The organism is Eubacterium sp. 3_1_31, assembly GCF_964249515.1.
GTDB lineage: Bacteria > Bacillota_I > Bacilli_A > Erysipelotrichales > Erysipelotrichaceae > Longicatena > Longicatena caecimuris.
The window spans coordinates 78,885-100,178 of the sequence record NZ_CAXUBY010000009.1 but is presented as its reverse complement, the minus strand read 5'-3'; the positions used below and the strand labels follow the sequence as shown (position 1 = coordinate 100,178).

The window sequence follows — 21,294 nt, the reverse complement described above, 5'->3', positions numbered from 1 at the left end:
ACAATCCTTAATAAGAAAGAAAATTCAACCATGCCTGTACATGGTTGAATTATAGCGACTGCCTGTCGCACAAAAAGCTGATATTCATATAGGAATATCAGCATGGCTCTATTTACATTTTAATGATTCCCATAAAGAAGCAGGCTAAGACAACAATGCCTAGAACAATACGATAATAGCCAAAGATCTTAAAGTCATGTTTTTTAATATAGCTCATCAAGAAGCGAATAACGATGACAGATACGAGAAAGGCTACGATCATGCCCGTGCATAAGATTGCTAATTCAGCACCAGTAAAGGATAAACCAAATTTCAGCAATTTTAATAAGCTTGCGCCAAACATGACCGGAATTGCTAAAAAGAAGGTAAATTCTGCCGCAATTGTTCGACTGACCCCAATCATCAAGCCGCCTAAAATAGTTGCCCCACTGCGTGAAGTTCCCGGAAAGATAGCTGCAATTAACTGGAACACGCCAATCTTAAGTGCATCTACATAACTTAGTTCCTGCAAACTAGTCACTCTTGCCCGTTTATGACGGTTACGATTTTCAATAATAAGAAAGGCAATACCCACCAACACCAGCATTGTCGCAACGACCACTGATGTATACAGATATTTCTCCAAGATGTCATCAAATGCGATACCAACGATGGCAGCCGGGATACAAGCAACCAAAATTTTGCCCCATAAGTTCATGATATCATAGCGGATAAAAGGACGATTCTTATTTTTAAAGTTAAAAGGAAATATTTTATTCCAATACAGTAAAACGACCGCCAAAATCGCCCCCAGTTGAATGACTACCAAAAAAACATTCCAGAAGTTTTCTGATACTTTCATGGGAAGAATTTCTTCAAACAGGATCATATGGCCGGTAGAGCTGACGGGCAACCATTCTGTAATGCCCTCAAGGATTCCATATAGCGCAGCTTTTAAGATTTCTATAAACATGTTTTTCTCCTTTTAGATTTTTTTCATACTACCGCAAATTGCCATAAAACGCAAGTCGATAGTATCGTTTTTTTATAACGATTTTGTAAGGTTTTTAGGCCTTTTCCAAATATGCCTGCACCATTTCTTTAAACAATGTACCTCTGACCTCATAGTTAGGAAATTGATCATAGCTGGAACATGCCGGCGATAATAAAATGATATCTCCACTTTGGGCCTTGGCGATTGCGGTATGCAATGCCTCTTGCATTGTTTCAACAGTTTCCACATGCGTGAAAATTGGTTTAAATTGCTCTCTAGTTTCACCAAATGCGATACAGCATTTTACCCGATCATCATATTGCTTTAAATCTAGAAAGCTGATGCCTTTATCATGTCCTCCCGCTAACAGTAGGATATTTTTATCAAAGCTGCTTAAAGCTGCGGTAACTGCATGTGTATTTGTTGCTTTACTATCATTATAAAATTTAACCCCATCTTTTTCCCCAATATATTCTAAACGATGTTCGACTGGTTGAAAACTAGCAATCGTCGCTTGAATATCCGCTAAAGACACACCAAGCTTATAGGCCATACAGGCAGCGACCATCGCATTCGATAAATTATAATCACCGACAATAGGAAAACGGCTTTCTTCAAACAGCATGAGATCAACTAGCCATACCTTGCCATCTTTGCGATACAGATCCACATCTTGACGCGTTAATGAAAAATCAATAGTGGTACAAGGAATATTTTTCGCATAGGCAACTACTGTAGGATCGTCGACATTTCTTAAAAACCAGTCCTCTTTTTGACAATTTTCATATATCCGCATCTTGCTTTCATAATATGCTTCAACTGATGGCATATAATCCAAATGATCTGGTGCTAAATTACAGACAACGCTGACCTCTGGTGCAAAAGTTTCAATACCTAACAACTGAAAGTTGCTAAGTTCTAATGCCACATATTTTTCTTCCTCTTCAAAATCATAGGCCAAAGCGGATAATGGAAAGCCAATATTGCCTGCGACAATCGCATTCCCTTTTCTCTGCAGCATTTCATAGAGCATGGTCGTAATCGTGGTTTTGCCATTTGTGCCAGTAATCGCTCCATAATGAAAATGCGATGCATAACGATATCCGATTTCTACTTCGGTTACTATTTTAACTTGATGTTGAACAAAGTAGTTTACAAATGGCACTGTATATTTGATACCGGGATTTTTTACAATAAACGCGTAATCCTCGCGTTTTAATATATCCGGATGACCTTTTTCATAAACTTGGATACCACGTTCTTGCAATTCAGCTTTTTCTTTAATTTCCTGCATATCCGTGATGATGACAGCATAACCATGACGATTTAACAGTTTGGCTACGGCAACACCACTTTTGGCAGCACCGATAACTAATACACTTGGTTTCATATTACAGCACCCCCAGCCATAATCCAACAACCGCAAAGATTAAGCCGATACACCAAAACATCAATACGACATTGGTTTCCTTCATACCACCTAGTTCAAAATGGTGATGCAAGGGAGACATCCGAAATACACGTTTTCCGGTCGCTTTAAAGCTGGTTACCTGAATAACCACACTTAATAATTCCATCACAAAGACTCCGCCAATCAGCACTAACAAAATTTCCTGTTTCAGAATCATCGCACTAGCTGCCAACAAACCGCCAATGGCCAAAGAACCCGTATCACCCATAAAAATTTTGGCAGGATGAATATTAAAGCGTAAATAACCAAGCAAGGCACCACTTACCGCTAATAGAAACATCGCCAGATCATTGTTTTTTTGTAATAAAGCAAAGATGACAAATGGTGCAATGGCAATTAAGGAAGTTCCTGCACATAAGCCATCCAGACCATCTGTTAAATTCACCGCATTACTTTCACATGTAAACATAAAGAAAATCAAGATGAAATATAAGAACCCCAATTCCAGTGTCATATGGAGTACAGGAATCTGAATCGTAGTTTTTGCTATCTGGGTATAAGCAAAATAAAAGATTACTGCTAACACACTTTGCATCAAAAACTTCATGGATGGTTTTAAGCCATCGTTATTCTTCTTTACGACAATTAAGAAATCATCGATAAAGCCAATCAAAGCATATCCTAAATAGGCGAAGACGACAATGAGCATTTCTGGTGTTAGAAAAGCCTTATAGTTTAAGATGGCCATGACCAATATAGGCACTAGGACAAACACGATGCCGCCCATGGTTGGTGTCCCGGTTTTTGCCATATGGCTTTTTGGACCTTCCTTACGCACACTTTGTCCAAATTTAATTTTATGTAGAAACGGAATGAGCTTGGGCATTACCAACAGTGTCAATACCAAGCTACATCCGAATGCAAGTAAATATTTTATTTCCAAAATAGTTCCTCCTTCGCAAAACGTTTTCTTACACAGTCCGCATCATCGAAGGGGTACATCCTGCCTTCCACATCCTGTGTCTTTTCATTCCCTTTTCCAGCGATTACTATTATATCACTTTCTTTTGCTATTTTAATAGTGTATTTTATCGCAAAATAGCGATTTTCTACTACCTCATAATTTTGATAAGTGGTCTTACACATATCCAAAAGGATGGTAGATAGTGATTCATGACGTGGATTATCACTTGTAAAAATCGCCATATCACTATATTTACAAGCTGCATCAGCCATTAGTTTACGTTTGCTGCGATCGCGCTCACCACCACATCCGACGATAATATAGAGCTTTCCTTGACAAATAGACCGTGCGAATTCCATTAATTTTTCCACAGCATCCGGTGTATGTGCATAATCTAATAAGACCGTATGTTTTTTTCCTTTCATCAATTCCATACGCCCACTTACATATGGAAGATCTTGACAGCTGGCAATCAGTTGTTCATAGGTGATATTAAGCATATGGCACAGGGCAATAGCTTCGGTTGTATTATAAACATTCATCTTGCCCAACAAAGGAATAACAAAAGAATATCCATTGATTGTAAAGATGGCGCCTTGTTCACTAAGATGCATATCCTCAATGGTGAAATGGGCAGCATCAAAGCCGATAGTTATAAGTTTAGCATCACTTAAGTGCTGTAATTTCATTAAATAAGGAAAATCCTTGTTTATGATAATAAAGCCATCCTTTTTCAAATAACGGCGTAACTTAAATTTTGTATACATATAATGTGTACGCGTGAAATGATAATCCAAATGATCTTGTGTAATGTTTGTATAAACAATAGCATCATAACTCATAAAACAAATACGATTCTGATCAATTGCATGCGAACTCACTTCCATAACAATATGCGTAAAGCCTTGTTGAATTGCTTCTTTTAGTAGATTAGCTAAAGTGAAAGAGTCCGGTGTAGTGTTTGGAATCGCTTGTATATGTTGATTATCATCTACCTCATGGGTGCCAATGCGAAAGGTTTTTTTCTGTTGTTTCCGTAAGATATGTGTGATGATACAGGCAACACTGGTTTTCCCACTCGTTCCACTGACACCAATCACACACAAGTGTTTACACAAATCACCAAAGTATAATTCAATCAGTGCTTGTGCAATCGCTTCTACATCTTCACACGCATAGACTTGTTCTTTTTCCTGATGAGATGTTGCTTCTACTTTTTGTCCATTTTTTCGCCATTGCCTTTTTTTATCGCATAATACAACTGCGCCTTTTCGTAAAGCATCATCTATATAAGCAGCGCCATCATGGGTAATCCCTTTTCGACAGACAAACAGCCAATCTTTTTTAACTTTGCGACTATCATCACTGACACCTTGCAAGATGCGTGTGTCATCACATGCGATATGAAGCATGCCTAATAGTTCATTTAACCTTGTCATCACCAAGATAGATCCAGACCTCCCCACCTTCTGCCGGAAGGGTCGTTCCATCTACCGGCATTTGTTCAAGTACGGTATCTCCCTCACCAAGAAAAGTGAAGGTCACACCTTCCTGCTGCACATCTTTTTTCTTTTTCCCAACAAAATTTTTAACTTTGATATTTTCAGTCTCTGGCCAAATTAACTTTTTGGGTATCTGTTTTTCCGCTTTTTCCACTTTTAAATAAGGAAGAATATCTTCATAACAAGATTTCGCAATTGGCGCAATGACCGTACCTCCATATAAAATATCATTTTGTGGACTATCGGCAGCAATATATAACACGATTTGAGGATCATCAATAGGTGCTGCGGATAAAAACGATAGAATATAATTACTTGTGGAATATACTCCATTTTCCGCTATCTGTGCTGTTCCAGTCTTACCACCTATCTTATAGCCTTCCATATAGGCAGGTTTTCCTCCCCCATTTGCCACAACGCTTTCTAACGCATAGCGCATAAGTTTACTTGTTTCTTCACTGATTACCTGACGTTTCTTGGTAGGTTTAAATTCTAGTATCGGATCATGGGTAATGGGATCATTAATGCTTTTGGTAATGTATGGTGTATACAAAGTACCACCATTGACAACTGCCGAAAAAGCCGTTACCAATTGAATCGGTGTCACACTCAGTCCCTGGCCAAAAGCAACTGTAGCCTGTTCTAGCTCACCCATCACTTCTTTTTTGAACATAATACCTTTACTTTCCCCCGGCAGATCAATGCCGGTCTTTTGTCCAAAACCAAATTTAGTCACATACTCATATTCCCTATCCAAGCCCATACGTCGTGAAATTTCCACAAAGCCCGGGTTACTTGAGTTTTCTAACACTTGAAGAAAGGTCTGATGCCCATGACCGCCTGCTTTCCAAGATTTAATGCGGGCACCGCCAACCATCTCATACCCCTTATCATCATAAGTGTCTTTAAACATATCATATAATTTCAATTCCAAACCACTTGCGAAAATCACGGATTTGAAAGTAGAACCTGGTTCATAACTTTTCCAAATCGGCAAATTCCGGTTGTAAACATCACTGGAATAATCTTTATAATGATTTGGGTCAAAATCTGGTTTTGATACCATAGCAAGCACTTCTCCTGTTTGCGGATTCATTGCTAATGCCAATGCTGACTTAGGATGATAACGTTTCATCAAATTATTCATTTCTCGTTCCACGATATCCTGAATTTTGGCATCTATTGTCAATTGTACATCCATGCCCCTACCGGGAGCTTCATAAGTTTCCTGATACAGTTCTACTTTATGACCTTTCGCATCAAAAGGAATATTCAATCCTCCACTTTTGGCTGATAAAATATCATTATATTGTAATTCCAAGCCTGCCAGCCCCTGATTATCAATACCGGTAAACCCCAATACCTGAGCCAAATAGTTATTATTCGGATAGTTACGCAAAGAATCTTGTACCAGATAGACACCTTCCAAATCCATGGCCTCTAACTTGCGTGCTTTCTCATCACTAATCAACCGACCTTCTGGTTGGATTTTCTGTGTTGAGACATGTTTCGTAATTTTTGTTTTTATGGTTTTTTCGTCTGCGTTTAACACTTGTGCTAATTGTTTTGCGGTTTCATCAGGATGCTTAATCTGTGCCGGTACGACCATAACCGATGTCGATGGTATATCATGGGCCAATACCTTCCCTTGTTTGTCTAAGATAGAACCCCGCAAACCGGCAACGGTAAAATCACGTTCCCATAAATCCAATGCCTTCTCCATGATATCCGTATGATGAAAGATCTGTTCATAGCCCAGTTTTCCAAGGATGCAGCCAAAAATTACTACAGCGCATAGAAAGATGATGGAAATCCTTGTTTTGACCTTTCCTCGTATCATACACTCACCTCATTGCAGTGTATGCCTATTTCAGCAAAAACATGTCTTTGTTGTTTTACCTTCTTAACCATATCGCATTTTCATGCACCCTTATGTAACTATGTGCTCTTAGTACCATCTTGCATGATACAGTTCAAAACTTACCAATCCTGCAACAGCATCTATGCTAAACATGATGAAGGTGAAACATAGCCGATAGCCATATTCTTTCTTTATCATTTGTTTCTGTTTCAAACATTAAAAACAGTGATTCCTCTTTTAACGATTTACATAGATAAATCTTTTCCAAAGAGAAATCACTATTTTTTATTTCATCTTGACTTTAATGATCGTATCCTTACTAATGGTTTTCCCCATCTTAACATTCTGAGAATGCACACTGCCGCTTCCTTCCATCTGTACCTCAATATGAGTCAGATTCCAAAAGGCAGTAATATCTTTTTTTGTCCAACCTTTCATATTAGGCATAGCGATTTTCGCCCCATCACTCAGCAAAAACATACGTTGATTACTCATAATAGCATCTCCAGCTTTCGGAAATTGTGCTACGATACTATTTCCATTGCCAATAACAACGGTATCTATATCCATTTCCTTTAATTTCTGTTTTGCATAACGCAATGTGTGATTCACTAAAGATGGCATTGTATACTCTTTCCATTCCACATGATTTTGTTTTTTTGTTTCCTGATTCTGTCCCTCTTCCCCTGTAATGTTTTCCGCAACTAAAGCAGCCTTCATCACTTCTTTAAAAGGATCACCGGAATAGCTTAAATACTCAGAACTTTCAAACGCATAATAAACCATGACTTTAGGATCATCTGCCGGCGCCGCTGCCATAACAGAGTTCGTATAAATATCACCATACTGCCCGTGTTCATTGGCAATCTGTCCAGTACCGGTCTTTGCGACAATAGAAACATCGTCCATCTTATAACGTATATGACCAGTTCCCATTTTATCGTCAATTACCTGTTTCATAAGTTTCTTTACATAATCTGCACTCTTTTTTGAGATTGGCTGTCCTACTTGCTTTGTGTCATACTGTTGAATCGTTTTGCCACTGCTGGCATCAATAATACGTTCCACTACATATGGCCGCACCATCTTGCCATCATTTAAAATTGCTGTATAAGCCTGTGCCATTTGCAAAGCTGTTACAGAAATACCTTGACCAAAACCAGTATTCAGCTTTTCTGAAGCATAAGTAAAGTTCATATTTCCTTTACTGTTTTCCACAAAAGGAATATCAACTTTTTGATTAAATTTAAATTTATTCAATACATAATCCTGATAGATGCTTGGATCCATATATTTAGTAAGCAGTTCACATATAGCGATATTACTGGATACAATAAAACCTTTATCAAATGAAATCGTGCCATAATTCTTGTTTAATGCATCATAAATCGGCTGAATACCGCCTACTTTTGTAGCACTTCGATAAATTTTTCCTTTTTCATCTGTACCAAAATAAAAGACCCCACTATCATATTTTTTATTATATGGATAATTACCGCTATCTAATGCGGCTGCGTAAGTAATGCCTTTCATAACCGAACCTGGTTCATATAAGTATTGACTTGGTACATCCAGATAATCTTTTATATCGCGCTTATTTAAGTCAAAACTCGGTAAACCAGCCCAGCCTAGCACCTTACCTGTTTCCACTTCCATGACCAGTCCCCAACCACGATCGGCTTTAACTTCTTTCATCGTTTTTTTCAGACTGCTTTGTAAAGCAAGTTGTACATTGCGATCTAGGGTAAGATACACATCATTTCCATTCTTCGCATATTTTTTCGTATATTTTGTTCCTGGTAAAATATTGCCATTGGCATCTTTTTGGTAAACCTCTATACCGTCTTCTCCTTGTAAAAAAGTATTCAACGATTTTTCCAATCCCATCTGTCCTTCGATTTGACCGCTTTGTTCATTATATTGTGCATAACCGATTAAATGCGAAGCAAATGTGCCCGTAGGATAACTGCGTTCCACTGACTTGGTAAATGTAATACCAGGTAATTCTAATGCTTCAATGCTCTCTTTTACACTTTTGGAAAGATTTTTTCCTTTTGTTCCTAGTTCAGTCTGATATTGTTTATTATCAATTGCATTTTGTAAGATATCACGTATAGAATCTTCCTTCATATCTAGCTTTGGTGCTAGTAAACGCGCCGTCTTATCCACATTTTTTACATATGCCGGCACATTGCCGATTCCTTTGCGACTTTTATCCAAAATCGCAACAAGCGTATAGGTATCTTCATCCTGTGCGATTACTTCTCCACCGCGATCATAAATCGTTCCCCGGTTTCCTTTTAATACCGTTGTGTTAGAGATATCGGGTTCTTTAAAATCTTTTACATTGACACCACTACGAAAATGCTTCTGCGTCACCATAGTAAAAAGCACATTTGATAAAATGAGTGTTGCTATTACCATCATGATGATCAGCAATCCTGCCAATGTACGATTACTTCTTCTAGGATTCATAGTCATCCACCTTTACTCATTGTTCTTCTTGTCCTCATCCCCCATGACAACGACCTGATCCTGATTCGTTTTAATGCCATCTTTTTCTGCCATGCCTAATACACGTTCACGATTTTCTAATTTATTTACTTCGTTTTCTAGACTACTAACAGTTTCTTTTAAGGTTGTTGCTTTTTCTTCTACCTTACTAGCTTCAATGGAAAGGTTATAGTTATACGATTTCAATCCAATACGCGCACCTAAAAATAACAGCACTGCCAGTGTCAACAGCAGTGTTGCCACACCTTCGATACGGAATCTTCTTTTACGTTTTACTAATTTCGCCTTTGCCATTGTTACTTACCTTATCCTTTCTATAATTCTTAATTTCGCTGAATGACTGCGGTTGTTCTCCATCAGTTCTTCTTCTTGCGCGGTAATTGGTTTTTTGTTGATGAGTTTATAGGGCGCTTCTTCCATATCACTTGGTAAGATAGGAATGCGCTTGTCATATTGCTTAGGACGACTTGCTGTTTGGAAAGCCTCTTTTACGATACGATCTTCCAACGACTGAAAACTGATCACGCAAATTCGTCCATGAGGATTCAGCATTTGCAAGGCCTCTTGCAACACTTCTTCTAATTCCCGTAATTCATCGTTTACGGCAATCCGTATCGCTTGAAACACCTTTTTCGCAGGATGTCCTTTCTTATTCAGTACCTTTGCCGGAAGTGATGCCTTAATAACATCTACCAATTCAAAGGTTGTACGAATTGGTTTATCTATGCGTTTCTTTTCAATATTGCGCGCAATCTGTTTAGCAAACGTCTCTTCTCCATAGGTATAAAAAATCTTTACTAAATCTTGATAGCTCCAAGTGTTTACGATCTCATAAGCATTTAATGCCTGACTTTGATCCATTCGCATATCCAATGGAGCATCAAAACGATAAGAAAAGCCGCGTTCTGCTTCATCGAATTGGGGAGAACTTACTCCTAAATCTAGTACCAAACCATCAATTCTATTTACACCATAAGCCGAAAGTTCTTCTTTCAGATGAGAGAATGGGCTATGGATGCATGTGAAGTTATCTGCCACCTGCAATAGTCTTGGTGTCGATTCTTCAATCGCACTGGCATCACGGTCAAATGCATATAAATGACCGTCAGGAATTTGTTTCAAGATCTCACAACTGTGTCCTCCTCGACCCAGCGTTCCATCCACATAAATGCCATCATGTTGTATATGTAGTCCTTCTATGCTTTCCTGCAGCAAGACACTGTAATGTTTGTTCATAATAGAAACTCCGTAAGATTTTCCGCAATCTCTTCAAATGCAGCATCACCATCTTCATCCAGTGGTTCCCAGCGCTCTTTGGACCAGATTTCCACATGGTTAGCAGCACCGATGATACGGCATTCTTTTGTCAGATCCGCAAGTTTGATTAATGAGGATGGGATTAAGATCCTTCCCTGTGCATCAATTTCACATTCTGCCGCTTTGCTTGTCATCATACGTACAAACATGCGGGCATCTTTCTTGGTGGATGGCAATTTCATCAGCTGTTCATAAATGAGCTGCCATTGTTCCTTTGTATAAATACTTAAGCAGCCGTCTAAACCGCGTGTGATGATGAGCGTATCGCCAAGTTCTTCACGGAATTTTGCCGGAATGATGATACGCCCTTTTTTATCAATATTGTGTGCGTATTCACCCATGAACATGACGTTTACCTCCACTTTCCACCACTTTGTGCTACTTTACTCCACCATTATATCGCTTTTTATGCTATTTGTATAGATAATTTCTAACTTTTATTTGTCGCTTTTTTACAAATGCTTACAAAATCTCCTTTCTTTCCAGTTTTTTCTGAGTATCTTATGTGGCATATAAGTTGAAATACGCAAGAAGCAGATGAATTCCCTCTTACATCATTTGTAAAACGAATTGCTTCTCAACAACATTTCTGTTTTTCTTATGCTTAACGCCGCAAAAAAAAGCCATGGTGTTCCATGACTTTATCATTTTATTTCATTTCATCTTTTTTCTCCGACAAAACGATTTAGGAAAAAAAGTAATATTATATTTCATCAGCAATGCATAAGCAAATCCACACAACGCCAAATTGACAAGGTATAAGGTATATAGAAAACAGCAAAAGGTAGGATGTAAGCAAGACATCATGTAACACCTCATAGGTCATAAAATTAATGCTTCCTACAATCCATAACATCGATATATACAGAAAACGACTAAGTTTTATTCGTTTTCTAAGTAACAACCATTACGATAACTTTCTAGTACATAATTTTTCTAAAGCATGTTGCACATAAGGAGCATCCTCATCATTGATCAAAGCCATTAATGTATCTCCGGTAAATAAGACAGTATCTCCCTTAGGAATAATTTCGGCATTTCCTCGATGAATGCTGATAATCAGACATTTGCCCGGCCAGGCAATATCACTGACCTTTTTCTCACATACCTCGCTGCCGATTTCAATTGCGGCTTCAACAATATGTTTCTTTCCTTGAAACGCATCTAAATTCACACCATTCTTCCATAAAAGCTTATGCAATAAACTTTCATAAATGGGATCACAATTCAATATATTGGCCGTTAAGTAAGCACATAAGGAAACTAGCGCTAAAGGTAATAAATGCGTCAAAGTGCCACTCATTTCCGCAATCAAAATAATACCGGTAATCGGTGCTCGTACGATTGCCGCAAAGAAAGCAGCCATGGCCATGATAATAAAGTTTGCCAGATACATCTCAGGAATCTGAAAATACTGTATGGCGATAAGGCCATAAATGGCTCCTACAAAACTGCCGAGCACCAACAATGGGAAAAAGATGCCACCGGGTGCTCCACTGCCAAAGCTAGCTAAAGAAAAGATAAATTTTACTACCAGCAATAAAATCAAGGTTTTTAAGAGCAATGGCTCTTTTCCACTTAACATCTCGATCATCGTATGCCCACTGCCTAACACTTCAGGAAGGATGAGCATAAGCACACCGGCAATCATTAAAGGAATCAAAACACGATAATGGGCTTTTAGTCTTGGCACTTTTTCATACCAATCCTGAAACTTTAACGTCATCTTATTATATAGGACACCACATAAACCACAAATGATGCCTAACAACAGAATGCTTCCATAATAGCCTAATGGTAAAGTTTCTGTGACTACAAAATGAAATGCCGGTTCTAAGCCAAACACATATTGTGATAGAAAATCACCGGTAACACTGGCACACATGACCGAAACTAAAACAGAAACGGAAAAGTTTTTATGTACCTCTTCCAAGGCAAACATGACACCTGCCAAAGGCGCATTAAATGCCGCACTAAGTCCTGCCGCTGCACCACAAGTCAATAATAATTTTTCTTCCATCTTTACACGATGAAAGATACGTGACATACCCTTGCCACCCATAGCTCCTAATTGAATACTTGGCCCTTCTCGCCCTAATGATAACCCTCCAAAAGCGCATAAGGTCCCAGCAACAATTTTATAAGGCAATATTTTATACCATTTTTGATCAAGAAACGAAATGATTTCTCCTTCCACCTGAGGGATACCACTTCCTGAAATCAATGGTTCTTGTTTTAGGCACCAGCCAATCAAAACACCAAGCACTAACAAAAAGAGAAACCACCCTATAATATAGAGAAGGTTATCCCAAATCACGGATGCCATAAAGGCAATAAACTGTTCCGCATAGCCTAATAGCAAACGATAGATAATGGCGATCAATCCGGCAAGTAATCCACAAGCCAAGCCTTCCATGATCAACACATATTTAAAATTTCCTTCACTCTCTAAAATATGACGAGTACTGCCCTTCTCCTTTTTCATGTTACTCCCTCTTTCCAATTACATAAAAAGTATAGCATTATCTTTACATAGTGACAAATACAAATCTTTTTCTCCTATGCAATGTGCTTTAGGAACACATATCTCATAAAACTTTTCCTTATCATCAAAAAAGACTTATCCCACACACTTTGATTCGATCATATGTGGCGATAAGCCTTTTCTATGATTTTCCTGTTGTTGCTTGTTTCTAATCGTATATGATTCAGCTTTTTAAAATAAGGACATCTGATTTTCTTCCTGTAAGCCTTCTAAAACCCCCATCGACTCCAGTTTCTTAATCAGCGTACCACTCAAGGCGGTTCTTCGCTGTAAATCCTCTTTGGATAAGAATGCCCCATTCTTGCGAGCTTCCACAACAGTATCCGCAACACTTTCTCCCAAGCCATCAATACTGGTGAAAGGAGGAATAATGTAGTTAGGTCGTTCTGGATCGACAATAAAATCACGACTGGCGGAACGCATTAAATCAATATTAGCGAAATAATAACCACGCAATGTCATTTCCAATGCCAGCTCTAAAGTATTATAAGTATCCTTATCCTTCTTGGTGACATCCTTTTTCTGCGCGTTGTCATGCAACTTAAAGTCAATTTCCTGCATCTTTTTACGAATGGATTGTTCTCCCTTGATCATTGTTTCAATATCATATGCATCACAACGAATACTAAAGAACATACAGTAGTAATATTGCGGTTCATGCACCTTAAACCAAGCAATGCGGATGGCCATCATGACATAGGCAACGGCATGGGCTTTCGGGAACATGTATTTGATCTTTTTACAAGATTCAATATACCAGTCTTCCACCCCGTTTTCTTTCATCTCCGGTATCCATTCATCCTTCAGTCCTTTTCCTTTACGAACACTTTCCATGATCGTAAAGGCCAGTTTTGGACGCAAGCCCTTGTGCAATAAATACACCATGATGTCATCACGACATCCGATTACGCTCTTTAATGTACAAATACCATCATCAATCAGATCCTTGGCATTGCCTAACCATACATCTGTACCATGAGATAAACCGGATATTTTCAATAACTCATCAAATGTGGTTGGACGTGTTAACTCCAGAATTCCACGAACAAACGGTGTACCGAACTCCGGTAAGCCGGCAGCTCCAGTTTCTTCGGTATTCTTACTAGTATCTATTTTTAACGCATCCACCTTAGAGAAAATGCTCATGGTTTCCGGATCGTTCATAGGAATGGTCGTTACATCAATTCCACTCATACGCTCCAACATCTTCATCGCTGTAGGATCCACATGACCAAGGATATCAAATTTCAAGATATTATCATGAATCTGATGGAAGTCAAAATGCGTCGTCTTCCATTCCGCATACGGGTCATTGGCAGGATATTGTACCGGTGTAAAATCATGCACATCTAAATCCAATGGGACGACGACGATGCCACCTGGATGTTGACCGGTCGTTCGTTTGACGCCTTCACAACCTTTTGCTAAACGCAAGATCTGGGCATTGCGCATACTGCCTTCAATTCCCATCTCTTCCTCATAGCCTTTCACATAACCAAACGCCGTTTTTTCGGCTACCGTACCAATCGTACCGGCACGATATACATGGTCTTCACCAAACACTTCTTTGGTATAGGCATGGGCATTGGGCTGATAATCACCGGAGAAATTCAAGTCGATATCCGGCACCTTATCACCTTCAAAACCTAAGAAGGTTTCAAAAGGAATATCGTGTCCATCACCGCGAATTGTTTCTCCACAATTCGGACATTCAATATCTGGTAAATCATAGCCATTTAACACACTGCCATCGGTAAAGAACTTTACATAATGGCATTTCGGGCAGACATAATGAGGTGCTAAAGGATTTACCTCAGTAATCTCTGACATCGTAGCGACAAAGCTAGATCCTACCGAACCTCGCGAACCTACCAGATATCCATCATCCAAGCTCTTCTTTACCAATAAATGAGAAATATAGTAAACCACATAATAACCGGCGCCGATGATACTATCCAATTCTCGATTTAAGCGTTTCTCCACGATATCCGGTAAGACAGGTCCATATTTCTTATGGGCATTTTCAAAACAAATTTCTCTTAGCTTTTGATCAGAACCTTCAATATCCGGTGGATATAAAGCATCCTTGACCGGACGTATCACTTCAATCTGATCCGCTATCGCCTTGGTATTCTTAATGACCATATCATAAGCACGCTGTTGGCCCAACCAAGCATATTCTTTTAACATTTCATCCGTGGTACGCAAATGCTGATCCGGGCTTTTAAACTTGCGGCGACGTTCCTGATTGTAAATATATAAGGCATGACGCATACCGCCAATCGCCTGAGAATTGATATAAATGTCACGAATCAGCTTTTCATTAGGATGCACATAATGCGCATCACTGGTTGCCACGACGATTTTTCCCATCTCTTCTGCCTTTTCCACGATGGACATTAAGATTTCTTTTAACCGCGCTTCATCTACGATGGAATTGCGTTCTACTAAGAAACGATAGTTGGCAAGTGGCTGTATTTCGATGTAGTCATAAAACTGCATGACCTCTGCTAACTCTTTTTCACTGCGCGTCTGGGCCATGTCGAAAACTTCCCCATTCACACAGGAAGAGCCGATCAATAAATTGCCGTTCATCCGGCGCTTTTCTATTTCTTTACGAATGATGCGCGGTTCTGCGACAACATTTGCTGTACTTTTACGATTATAGCTTAAATATTCCGTATGCGAGAGTGTAATCAGCTCAAACAATTCCTTTAAACCTGCCATGTTTTTCGCAAGGATAGTCACATGCTTATCTCTGACTTTATTAAAACAATCAGGATCTTGCATATCTTGTAACTGTTTCAAGGTTTTGATATGCTTTAGATCATTTAACATATGCATAAAGACCTGAGCCAACACTTCAGCATCATAATCAGCACGATGGGCTACATCTTCATCATAGCGAATACCATACTGACGTGCCAGATTGCCCAAGCGATAACCTTTGCGATCCATCATACTGCGGGCCAGATCCAAGGTATCAATGACCGGATTCATTAATGGCTTACGACCGATACGTTCTAATTCCGCATTTAAGAAGCCATAGTCAAAGCTGGCATTGTGGGCAACTAAGATACTATCACCGATAAATTCCAGAATCTCATCGACACATTCCGCAAACGGTTTGGCATTCTTCATGTTTTCTTCTGAAATATTGGTTAATTCAGTTGTGAATGCACTTAAGGCAATCGGTGGTTTGACAAACAGCTGTAAGCTTTTTATGCAGGTGCGATCTTTCATGATCTGCCCGCCAAACTCAATGATATGATCAAAGCGCGAAGATAAACCGGTCGTTTCTAAGTCGAATACACAATAGGTTCCCTTTTCCAGTTCCGTGTCATCCCCATTGCGCACGATCTGTAACATAGGGTCAACCATATTCATTTCCACACCATATAAGATCTTCATCGGTGTTTCACGTTTCTTGTTAATGCCATCAACCACCGTCTGTGCAGTAGGAAATGCCTGAACAACACGATGATCAGTCAACGCAATCGCATCCCAGCCCCATTCATTCGCTGTTTTGATATACTCGCTGATATCACATACCCCATCCATTTCAGATAGCTTCGTATGTACGTGTAACTCTACACGCTTTTCTTCTGCTTCATCCACACGTTTGACTTCAGGTACCTTCTGGATCACATCCGGCATAAAGACCAGTTCACGAGAATAGGAATCAAACTCCACTCGTCCATATGCAACGACACAATCTCCGGCACCGATTTCATTAAGAACTTCCTTTGTGATAGAACCACGTTCAAAACGCTTCATGATGATGGCATCATCGTCATCCGCAATCCACAGTGTCTGAATATCCTTGCCATTTCGTAAAGTTCTTACTTCACTGTCAAAGATCTTCCCATGGATGCGAATATCATGACATTCTTCGCTAATATCATGAATGGAAAAGGGCACATACCCATCTAAGCCCTTTTTCTTTTTAGGTTTAAAGCTATAGGCTTTTTTCTCTTCATATACTTGTGTCGGCTTAGGCGCTTCCTCTTTCATCTTCACCGTTGGAATCTTTACGCTGACCTTCATTTCTTCAACCGTAATTGCCAATTGGAAGCCACAGTTTTTCAAAAACTCTTCAAGCAGATGTTTATTTTGAATTGCGATATCACGATCAGTTTCATTCGCAATATGATAAATCAGATACTTTTTCTCTAAGGATGGCAGACTGTCCTGAAAAATACGCAACGTTGGATGCAGACTGACAAAGTGCTGGATATATTCACTTACTTCTAAGATCGACGTATCACTGTTTTCTACGGTAAGATATACTTCGGTTTTACAACGAGTAATTTTTGCTAAACGCATACAAAAAACATGCCATACCTGAAAAGGCAATAGCTTAGGTAAGGCCAATTCCATATGCAAAACATTGCTGCGCTTGCGATATACCGGTTTCATGTTAAAAGAGCCTTGTTCAAAATAGACAAGATCGGGATTATCCTCTTCCATTTTCTTTACTAAATCAATCAGTTTCAGTTCCATCCAATTCCTCATTTCTTACGTTTCTTATGATATCATAAATCGTTCTTTAGCAAAAGTAAAAAGGCAAAGGATTTCGATTTTCATATTTTCACATAAAATAAAAACAGCCTCATTTTTATAAGCTGCTTTCTTTGTGATGAAGATGGTACATTCCTCTATAATATCAGGGTTTTTTCTTGATGATGATGGAAACACTCCCACTTACATCTTTATAATTGGGATTGGTAATTTTGTAATAAACCTTTGTTGTACCTACGCTTGTGCGTGTAGGTTTTATCTTCGACCATTTTTTCTTTGTATTGCTACGATAGTAGATTGTTGAATGGGGTTTTATCTGCGTCATACAAAGAGTATGCTTTTTATGGTCATAGCTGCCATTATATCCTTTTATCTTTGGCTTTTGCGTAGCTTTCGATACTGTGATATTGGCTTTGCCGGTGATTGTCTTTCTTGCATTAGGATTGCTAATTTTATAATACACGCTTGTCGTGCCAACGTTCGTTCTCATTGGCTTTTCCTTTGTCCAATCCTTTTTTAAGCTGGTGCGATAATATATGGTTGAGCCTGGTAGTGTTTTTGTGATAGAAATCGTATGTTTCTTTTCATCATATGTATGTTTATAATCATTGATACGCGCTTTGCAATTCGCTTTATGTACGATGATCTCTGCACTGCCATACATATCTTGCGCATAATGTGGATTCATCACATGATAGTAAACCATTGTTGTACCTGCATTTGTTCTAGTTGGTTTCTTTGAAGACCATCCACTCTTGGTACTGGTACGATAGGTAATCGTAGAGCCTGCAGGTACATTTTGTAATGAGATACTGTGTGCTTTCCCATCATAACTACCTTTATACGCATTTACGTTAACAGGCAATGTGATTCCGCCTTTTTGTATCCTAAAGCTCTGTGAGGTCGTCAAGGCTATCCTGTTTATTTGTATCGGCGTTGTTCTTTCTGCTTTTTCTCCTTTTACCCCGCATACAGCATAAGCTGTATCACTAGGCTGTAATGCATAACCTTTTTTTAACTTTCGAAGAAAAAATGCCTGATTCTTTGTATCATCTATGTTTGTAAAAAATAAATCTACATTATTTTTTTGTCGCATAGAGGTCAGTAATTCTTTAGTTTTCGTATCTTTTATCGTATAGCTGCCATCTTTTTGACGTATAAATTCGTATATTCCTTTGTCATCATTGGTCGCTGTTTCCAGCATTGCCGTATGGTTAACATTTTTTACATAGATATCACCAAATGCAATTTGGGCATAAAAATGCGTTCCTAGATTTTGCTTTGTCCCCATCAGATGATATGCTGCCGGATTCACTCCCACCGTATTAGAAACACTAGCAAAGTCATTATGTTGTGCATGTACTCTTACCCAGTAAGGTTGATCGGCAAATGCTTTGGTGAAGGTGAGTTTGCTTGTAACAAATTCGTCAGTTAATTCACATTCCGCATCATGACATACATCAATCTGATAAGTAGTAGCATCGGCTATTTTGTCCCATTGAAAAGTGTAATTCATCCCTGAACGGCTAACCCTTAGCTTCGGTTTAGCAAGATTGACGGCAGGTGTAAAATCGTGCAAATAGAGAAAGCCTTGAAATCCCGGATAATACGTTTTTAGATATGCGAAGGTATTGGTCTGTGTGTAAAAGGCTTCCCCACCATAACTGGAATTGGAAATGGTCAGATATTCTCCTTCAATTTTTTCCACAATAGCCACATGACCTCCCCAATCTCCATTCCAACACATCACACTGCCAACCTTAGGTATAGAACCATACGCATAATAATGATGTTTTGTATTGTAATCGTACCATTCTTTCGCCATCCCGGTAGATAATTGTGGGGGTTCTCCTAATATTTCATAGGCTCTTCCCCACGCATATGCCGTACAATTGGGCATACCATAATCATATTTATAATATATATTTTGATCCGAATAATAATGAAAATCACTTTTTGAAGGTGCGCTGCTGCGAGCAAAGAAATAGGTCTTCGCTTTCAGCTGATATGTACCATTAACAAAGCTTGTTAAAACAGCTAAGGTGATTGCCAAGAATGAAACGATGAATTTCTTTAAAAAGCGCATACGTCCACTTCCTTTTATGTGTCTATTATATCAGTTTCCACCGCGAAATAACATATGTGTCACATCAAATGATGGACATTTGTATTTTGATGTTATCTTTCACAAGAAAAAAGGCCAGTGTTTTTCTGGCCTTTCATCACACATTTGTCAAATATTTATATTCCATCTTATTATCCATATCCGCAACCACTAGGATATATTTTCCAGACTCCTGATGCATCTTTTACTAACATGATCTGCCATTCAGGATATTCACTGTTTTTATTTAATGTATCACTGCTAAAGTTGCCGGTTTTATAATCCATGAAAAACAAAAGGGTATCTGCTTTTGTATAGTACTCTCCATGTTCTTTTGATTGTTTATCCCCGGCATACACCAAACGTTCCATCGTACAATCTTCAAATGATCGTACAAAATCTTTTTTTATGACGTTTACCGCTTCTTCAAGTTCTAGTCTGGAATACTTTGTGGAAACTCCATAGTCGATCTCTACATCGTTGCTGATGGTTCCTTTACAGCCTGTGAAGATAACACAAAGCACAACACTCAACATAATAATACGGAATCGTTTCATACCCTTCCACCTTCCTTCTTCTTTATGATACCAAAAATCTATCTTTCATATCTTAATAAATCCTAAAGTATTTCTATTTATTCTGTAAGAAAAGAAGAGACAATTCATCTTGCCTCTTCAAGTTCATTTATTCTTCTACATACTTTCTTTTCTTGCGCAATACTGCTAAGACAGCTCCACTTAAGATAACCATGATACCTGCTGTTTGTGCCTGCGAAGTATCCCCTGTTTTAGGCGTATCTGTTTTGTCTGTTGTGTTAACTGGCTCTTTTTTGTGTTGCTCAATTGCTTTCAACTGTTGTAATGCTGTCACAAGTGTTTCATATGCTTGTTGAATTTCAACTTTTGTTGCATCTTTCTTTTGTAAGATGTTTTTAGCATCTTTTAATGCTTTTTCAAATGTTTTCCAAGATGCAGCGGTATAAGCACTTTCTTTTTTCTTTTCAGCTTTTTCAACTAAGTTTTGTAAAATCGCTTTGGCACTAGTTTGACTAACTGCCTCTAAGGATTGAATTGCTTTTTGAATATTCTTTACTTGTACTTTCACATCATCTTGACTTGCTGCAGCGTCAGCATAAACTTTTTCGGCTGCTTTGATCGCTTTCTGTAGCTTCGCATAGCTTGCACTTGTAAAGCCCTCTGCCTGTATAGCTTTGGCTTCATCTAATGCATTTTTCAGTTCTGCTTTGTCTACAACAATTGGTGTTTCTTCTTTTTTCAAAGCCGAAATAGCTTTTTCAATTGCTGTTACCTGTGCATTTACAGCATCCTGTGTTGCCTTATCATCGGCATAAACTTTTTCAGCTGCCTTGATTGCTTCTTGTAGTTTCGCATAGCTTGCACTTGTGTAGCCATCTGCCTGTATTGCTTTGGCTTTATCTAACGCTTTTTTCAGCTCTGCCTTATTAGCAACAATTGGTGTTTCTTCCTTTTCTAAAGCCGAAATAGCTTTTTCGATTGCTGTTACCTGTGCATTTACAGCATCCTGTGTTGCCTTATCATCGGCATATACTTTTTCAGCTGCC

14 protein-coding genes are annotated in these 21,294 nt (G+C 38.7%); all 14 read right to left on the bottom strand.

The genetic code is table 11. The features are described 5' to 3' along the window. Nucleotides 1-112 precede the first annotated feature (112 nt). Complete coding sequence (locus tag ACESSZ_RS05775; protein ID WP_008687543.1) at nucleotides 113-952, bottom strand: undecaprenyl-diphosphate phosphatase; 840 nt, start codon at nucleotides 950-952, stop codon at nucleotides 113-115. A 94-nt stretch (nucleotides 953-1,046) separates the two neighbouring features. Then, the gene (gene murD / locus ACESSZ_RS05770) at nucleotides 1,047-2,363 is read right to left on the bottom strand and encodes a UDP-N-acetylmuramoyl-L-alanine--D-glutamate ligase (RefSeq protein ID WP_008687541.1); all 1,317 of its coding nucleotides are present in this window, start codon (nucleotides 2,361-2,363) and stop codon (nucleotides 1,047-1,049) included. Between the two features lies 1 nt (nucleotide 2,364). Further along, entirely contained in the window at nucleotides 2,365-3,327 is a 963-nt protein-coding gene (mraY, locus tag ACESSZ_RS05765) for a phospho-N-acetylmuramoyl-pentapeptide-transferase (RefSeq protein ID WP_008687540.1), read from the bottom strand. After that, the gene (locus ACESSZ_RS05760) at nucleotides 3,318-4,787 is read right to left on the bottom strand and encodes a UDP-N-acetylmuramoyl-L-alanyl-D-glutamate--2,6-diaminopimelate ligase (RefSeq protein ID WP_008687538.1); all 1,470 of its coding nucleotides are present in this window, start codon (nucleotides 4,785-4,787) and stop codon (nucleotides 3,318-3,320) included. The genes mraY and ACESSZ_RS05760 overlap by 10 nt, the downstream gene beginning before the upstream one ends. Further along, nucleotides 4,771-6,690 (bottom strand): penicillin-binding transpeptidase domain-containing protein, encoded by a 1,920-nt coding sequence (locus ACESSZ_RS05755; protein WP_008979410.1) that lies wholly within the window; start codon nucleotides 6,688-6,690, stop codon nucleotides 4,771-4,773. Before ACESSZ_RS05755 ends, ACESSZ_RS05760 begins: the two co-directional genes overlap by 17 nt. 306 nt (nucleotides 6,691-6,996) lie before the next feature. Then, nucleotides 6,997-9,186, bottom strand: coding sequence for a penicillin-binding protein (locus ACESSZ_RS05750; RefSeq protein ID WP_008687534.1), 2,190 nt, complete (start codon nucleotides 9,184-9,186; stop codon nucleotides 6,997-6,999). A gap of 12 nt (nucleotides 9,187-9,198) precedes the next feature. After that, nucleotides 9,199-9,519: a hypothetical protein gene (locus ACESSZ_RS05745; RefSeq protein WP_008687532.1), complete on the bottom strand. Its 321-nt coding sequence runs from the start codon at nucleotides 9,517-9,519 to the stop codon at nucleotides 9,199-9,201. A 6-nt stretch (nucleotides 9,520-9,525) separates the two neighbouring features. Beyond that, nucleotides 9,526-10,461, bottom strand: coding sequence for a 16S rRNA (cytosine(1402)-N(4))-methyltransferase RsmH (gene rsmH, locus ACESSZ_RS05740; protein WP_008687530.1), 936 nt, complete (start codon nucleotides 10,459-10,461; stop codon nucleotides 9,526-9,528). Further along, nucleotides 10,458-10,889 (bottom strand): division/cell wall cluster transcriptional repressor MraZ, encoded by a 432-nt coding sequence (gene mraZ / locus ACESSZ_RS05735; protein WP_008687528.1) that lies wholly within the window; start codon nucleotides 10,887-10,889, stop codon nucleotides 10,458-10,460. The genes rsmH and mraZ overlap by 4 nt, the downstream gene beginning before the upstream one ends. A 560-nt stretch (nucleotides 10,890-11,449) precedes the next feature. Next, nucleotides 11,450-13,027, bottom strand: a complete 1,578-nt coding sequence (locus ACESSZ_RS05730; RefSeq protein WP_008687527.1) for a ClC family H(+)/Cl(-) exchange transporter — start codon at nucleotides 13,025-13,027, stop codon at nucleotides 11,450-11,452. Between the two features lie 231 nt (nucleotides 13,028-13,258). Continuing rightward, nucleotides 13,259-17,590 (bottom strand): PolC-type DNA polymerase III, encoded by a 4,332-nt coding sequence (locus ACESSZ_RS05725; RefSeq protein ID WP_008687524.1) that lies wholly within the window; start codon nucleotides 17,588-17,590, stop codon nucleotides 13,259-13,261. A 163-nt stretch (nucleotides 17,591-17,753) separates the two neighbouring features. Then, nucleotides 17,754-19,694: a CHAP domain-containing protein gene (locus tag ACESSZ_RS05720; RefSeq protein WP_008687522.1), complete on the bottom strand. Its 1,941-nt coding sequence runs from the start codon at nucleotides 19,692-19,694 to the stop codon at nucleotides 17,754-17,756. A gap of 170 nt (nucleotides 19,695-19,864) precedes the next feature. Continuing rightward, nucleotides 19,865-20,269, bottom strand: a complete 405-nt coding sequence (locus ACESSZ_RS05715; protein ID WP_008687520.1) for a hypothetical protein — start codon at nucleotides 20,267-20,269, stop codon at nucleotides 19,865-19,867. 127 nt (nucleotides 20,270-20,396) lie between these two features. Further along, the coding region (locus ACESSZ_RS05710; RefSeq protein WP_499842710.1) for an LPXTG cell wall anchor domain-containing protein at nucleotides 20,397-21,294 on the bottom strand (898 nt) is incomplete at its 5' end.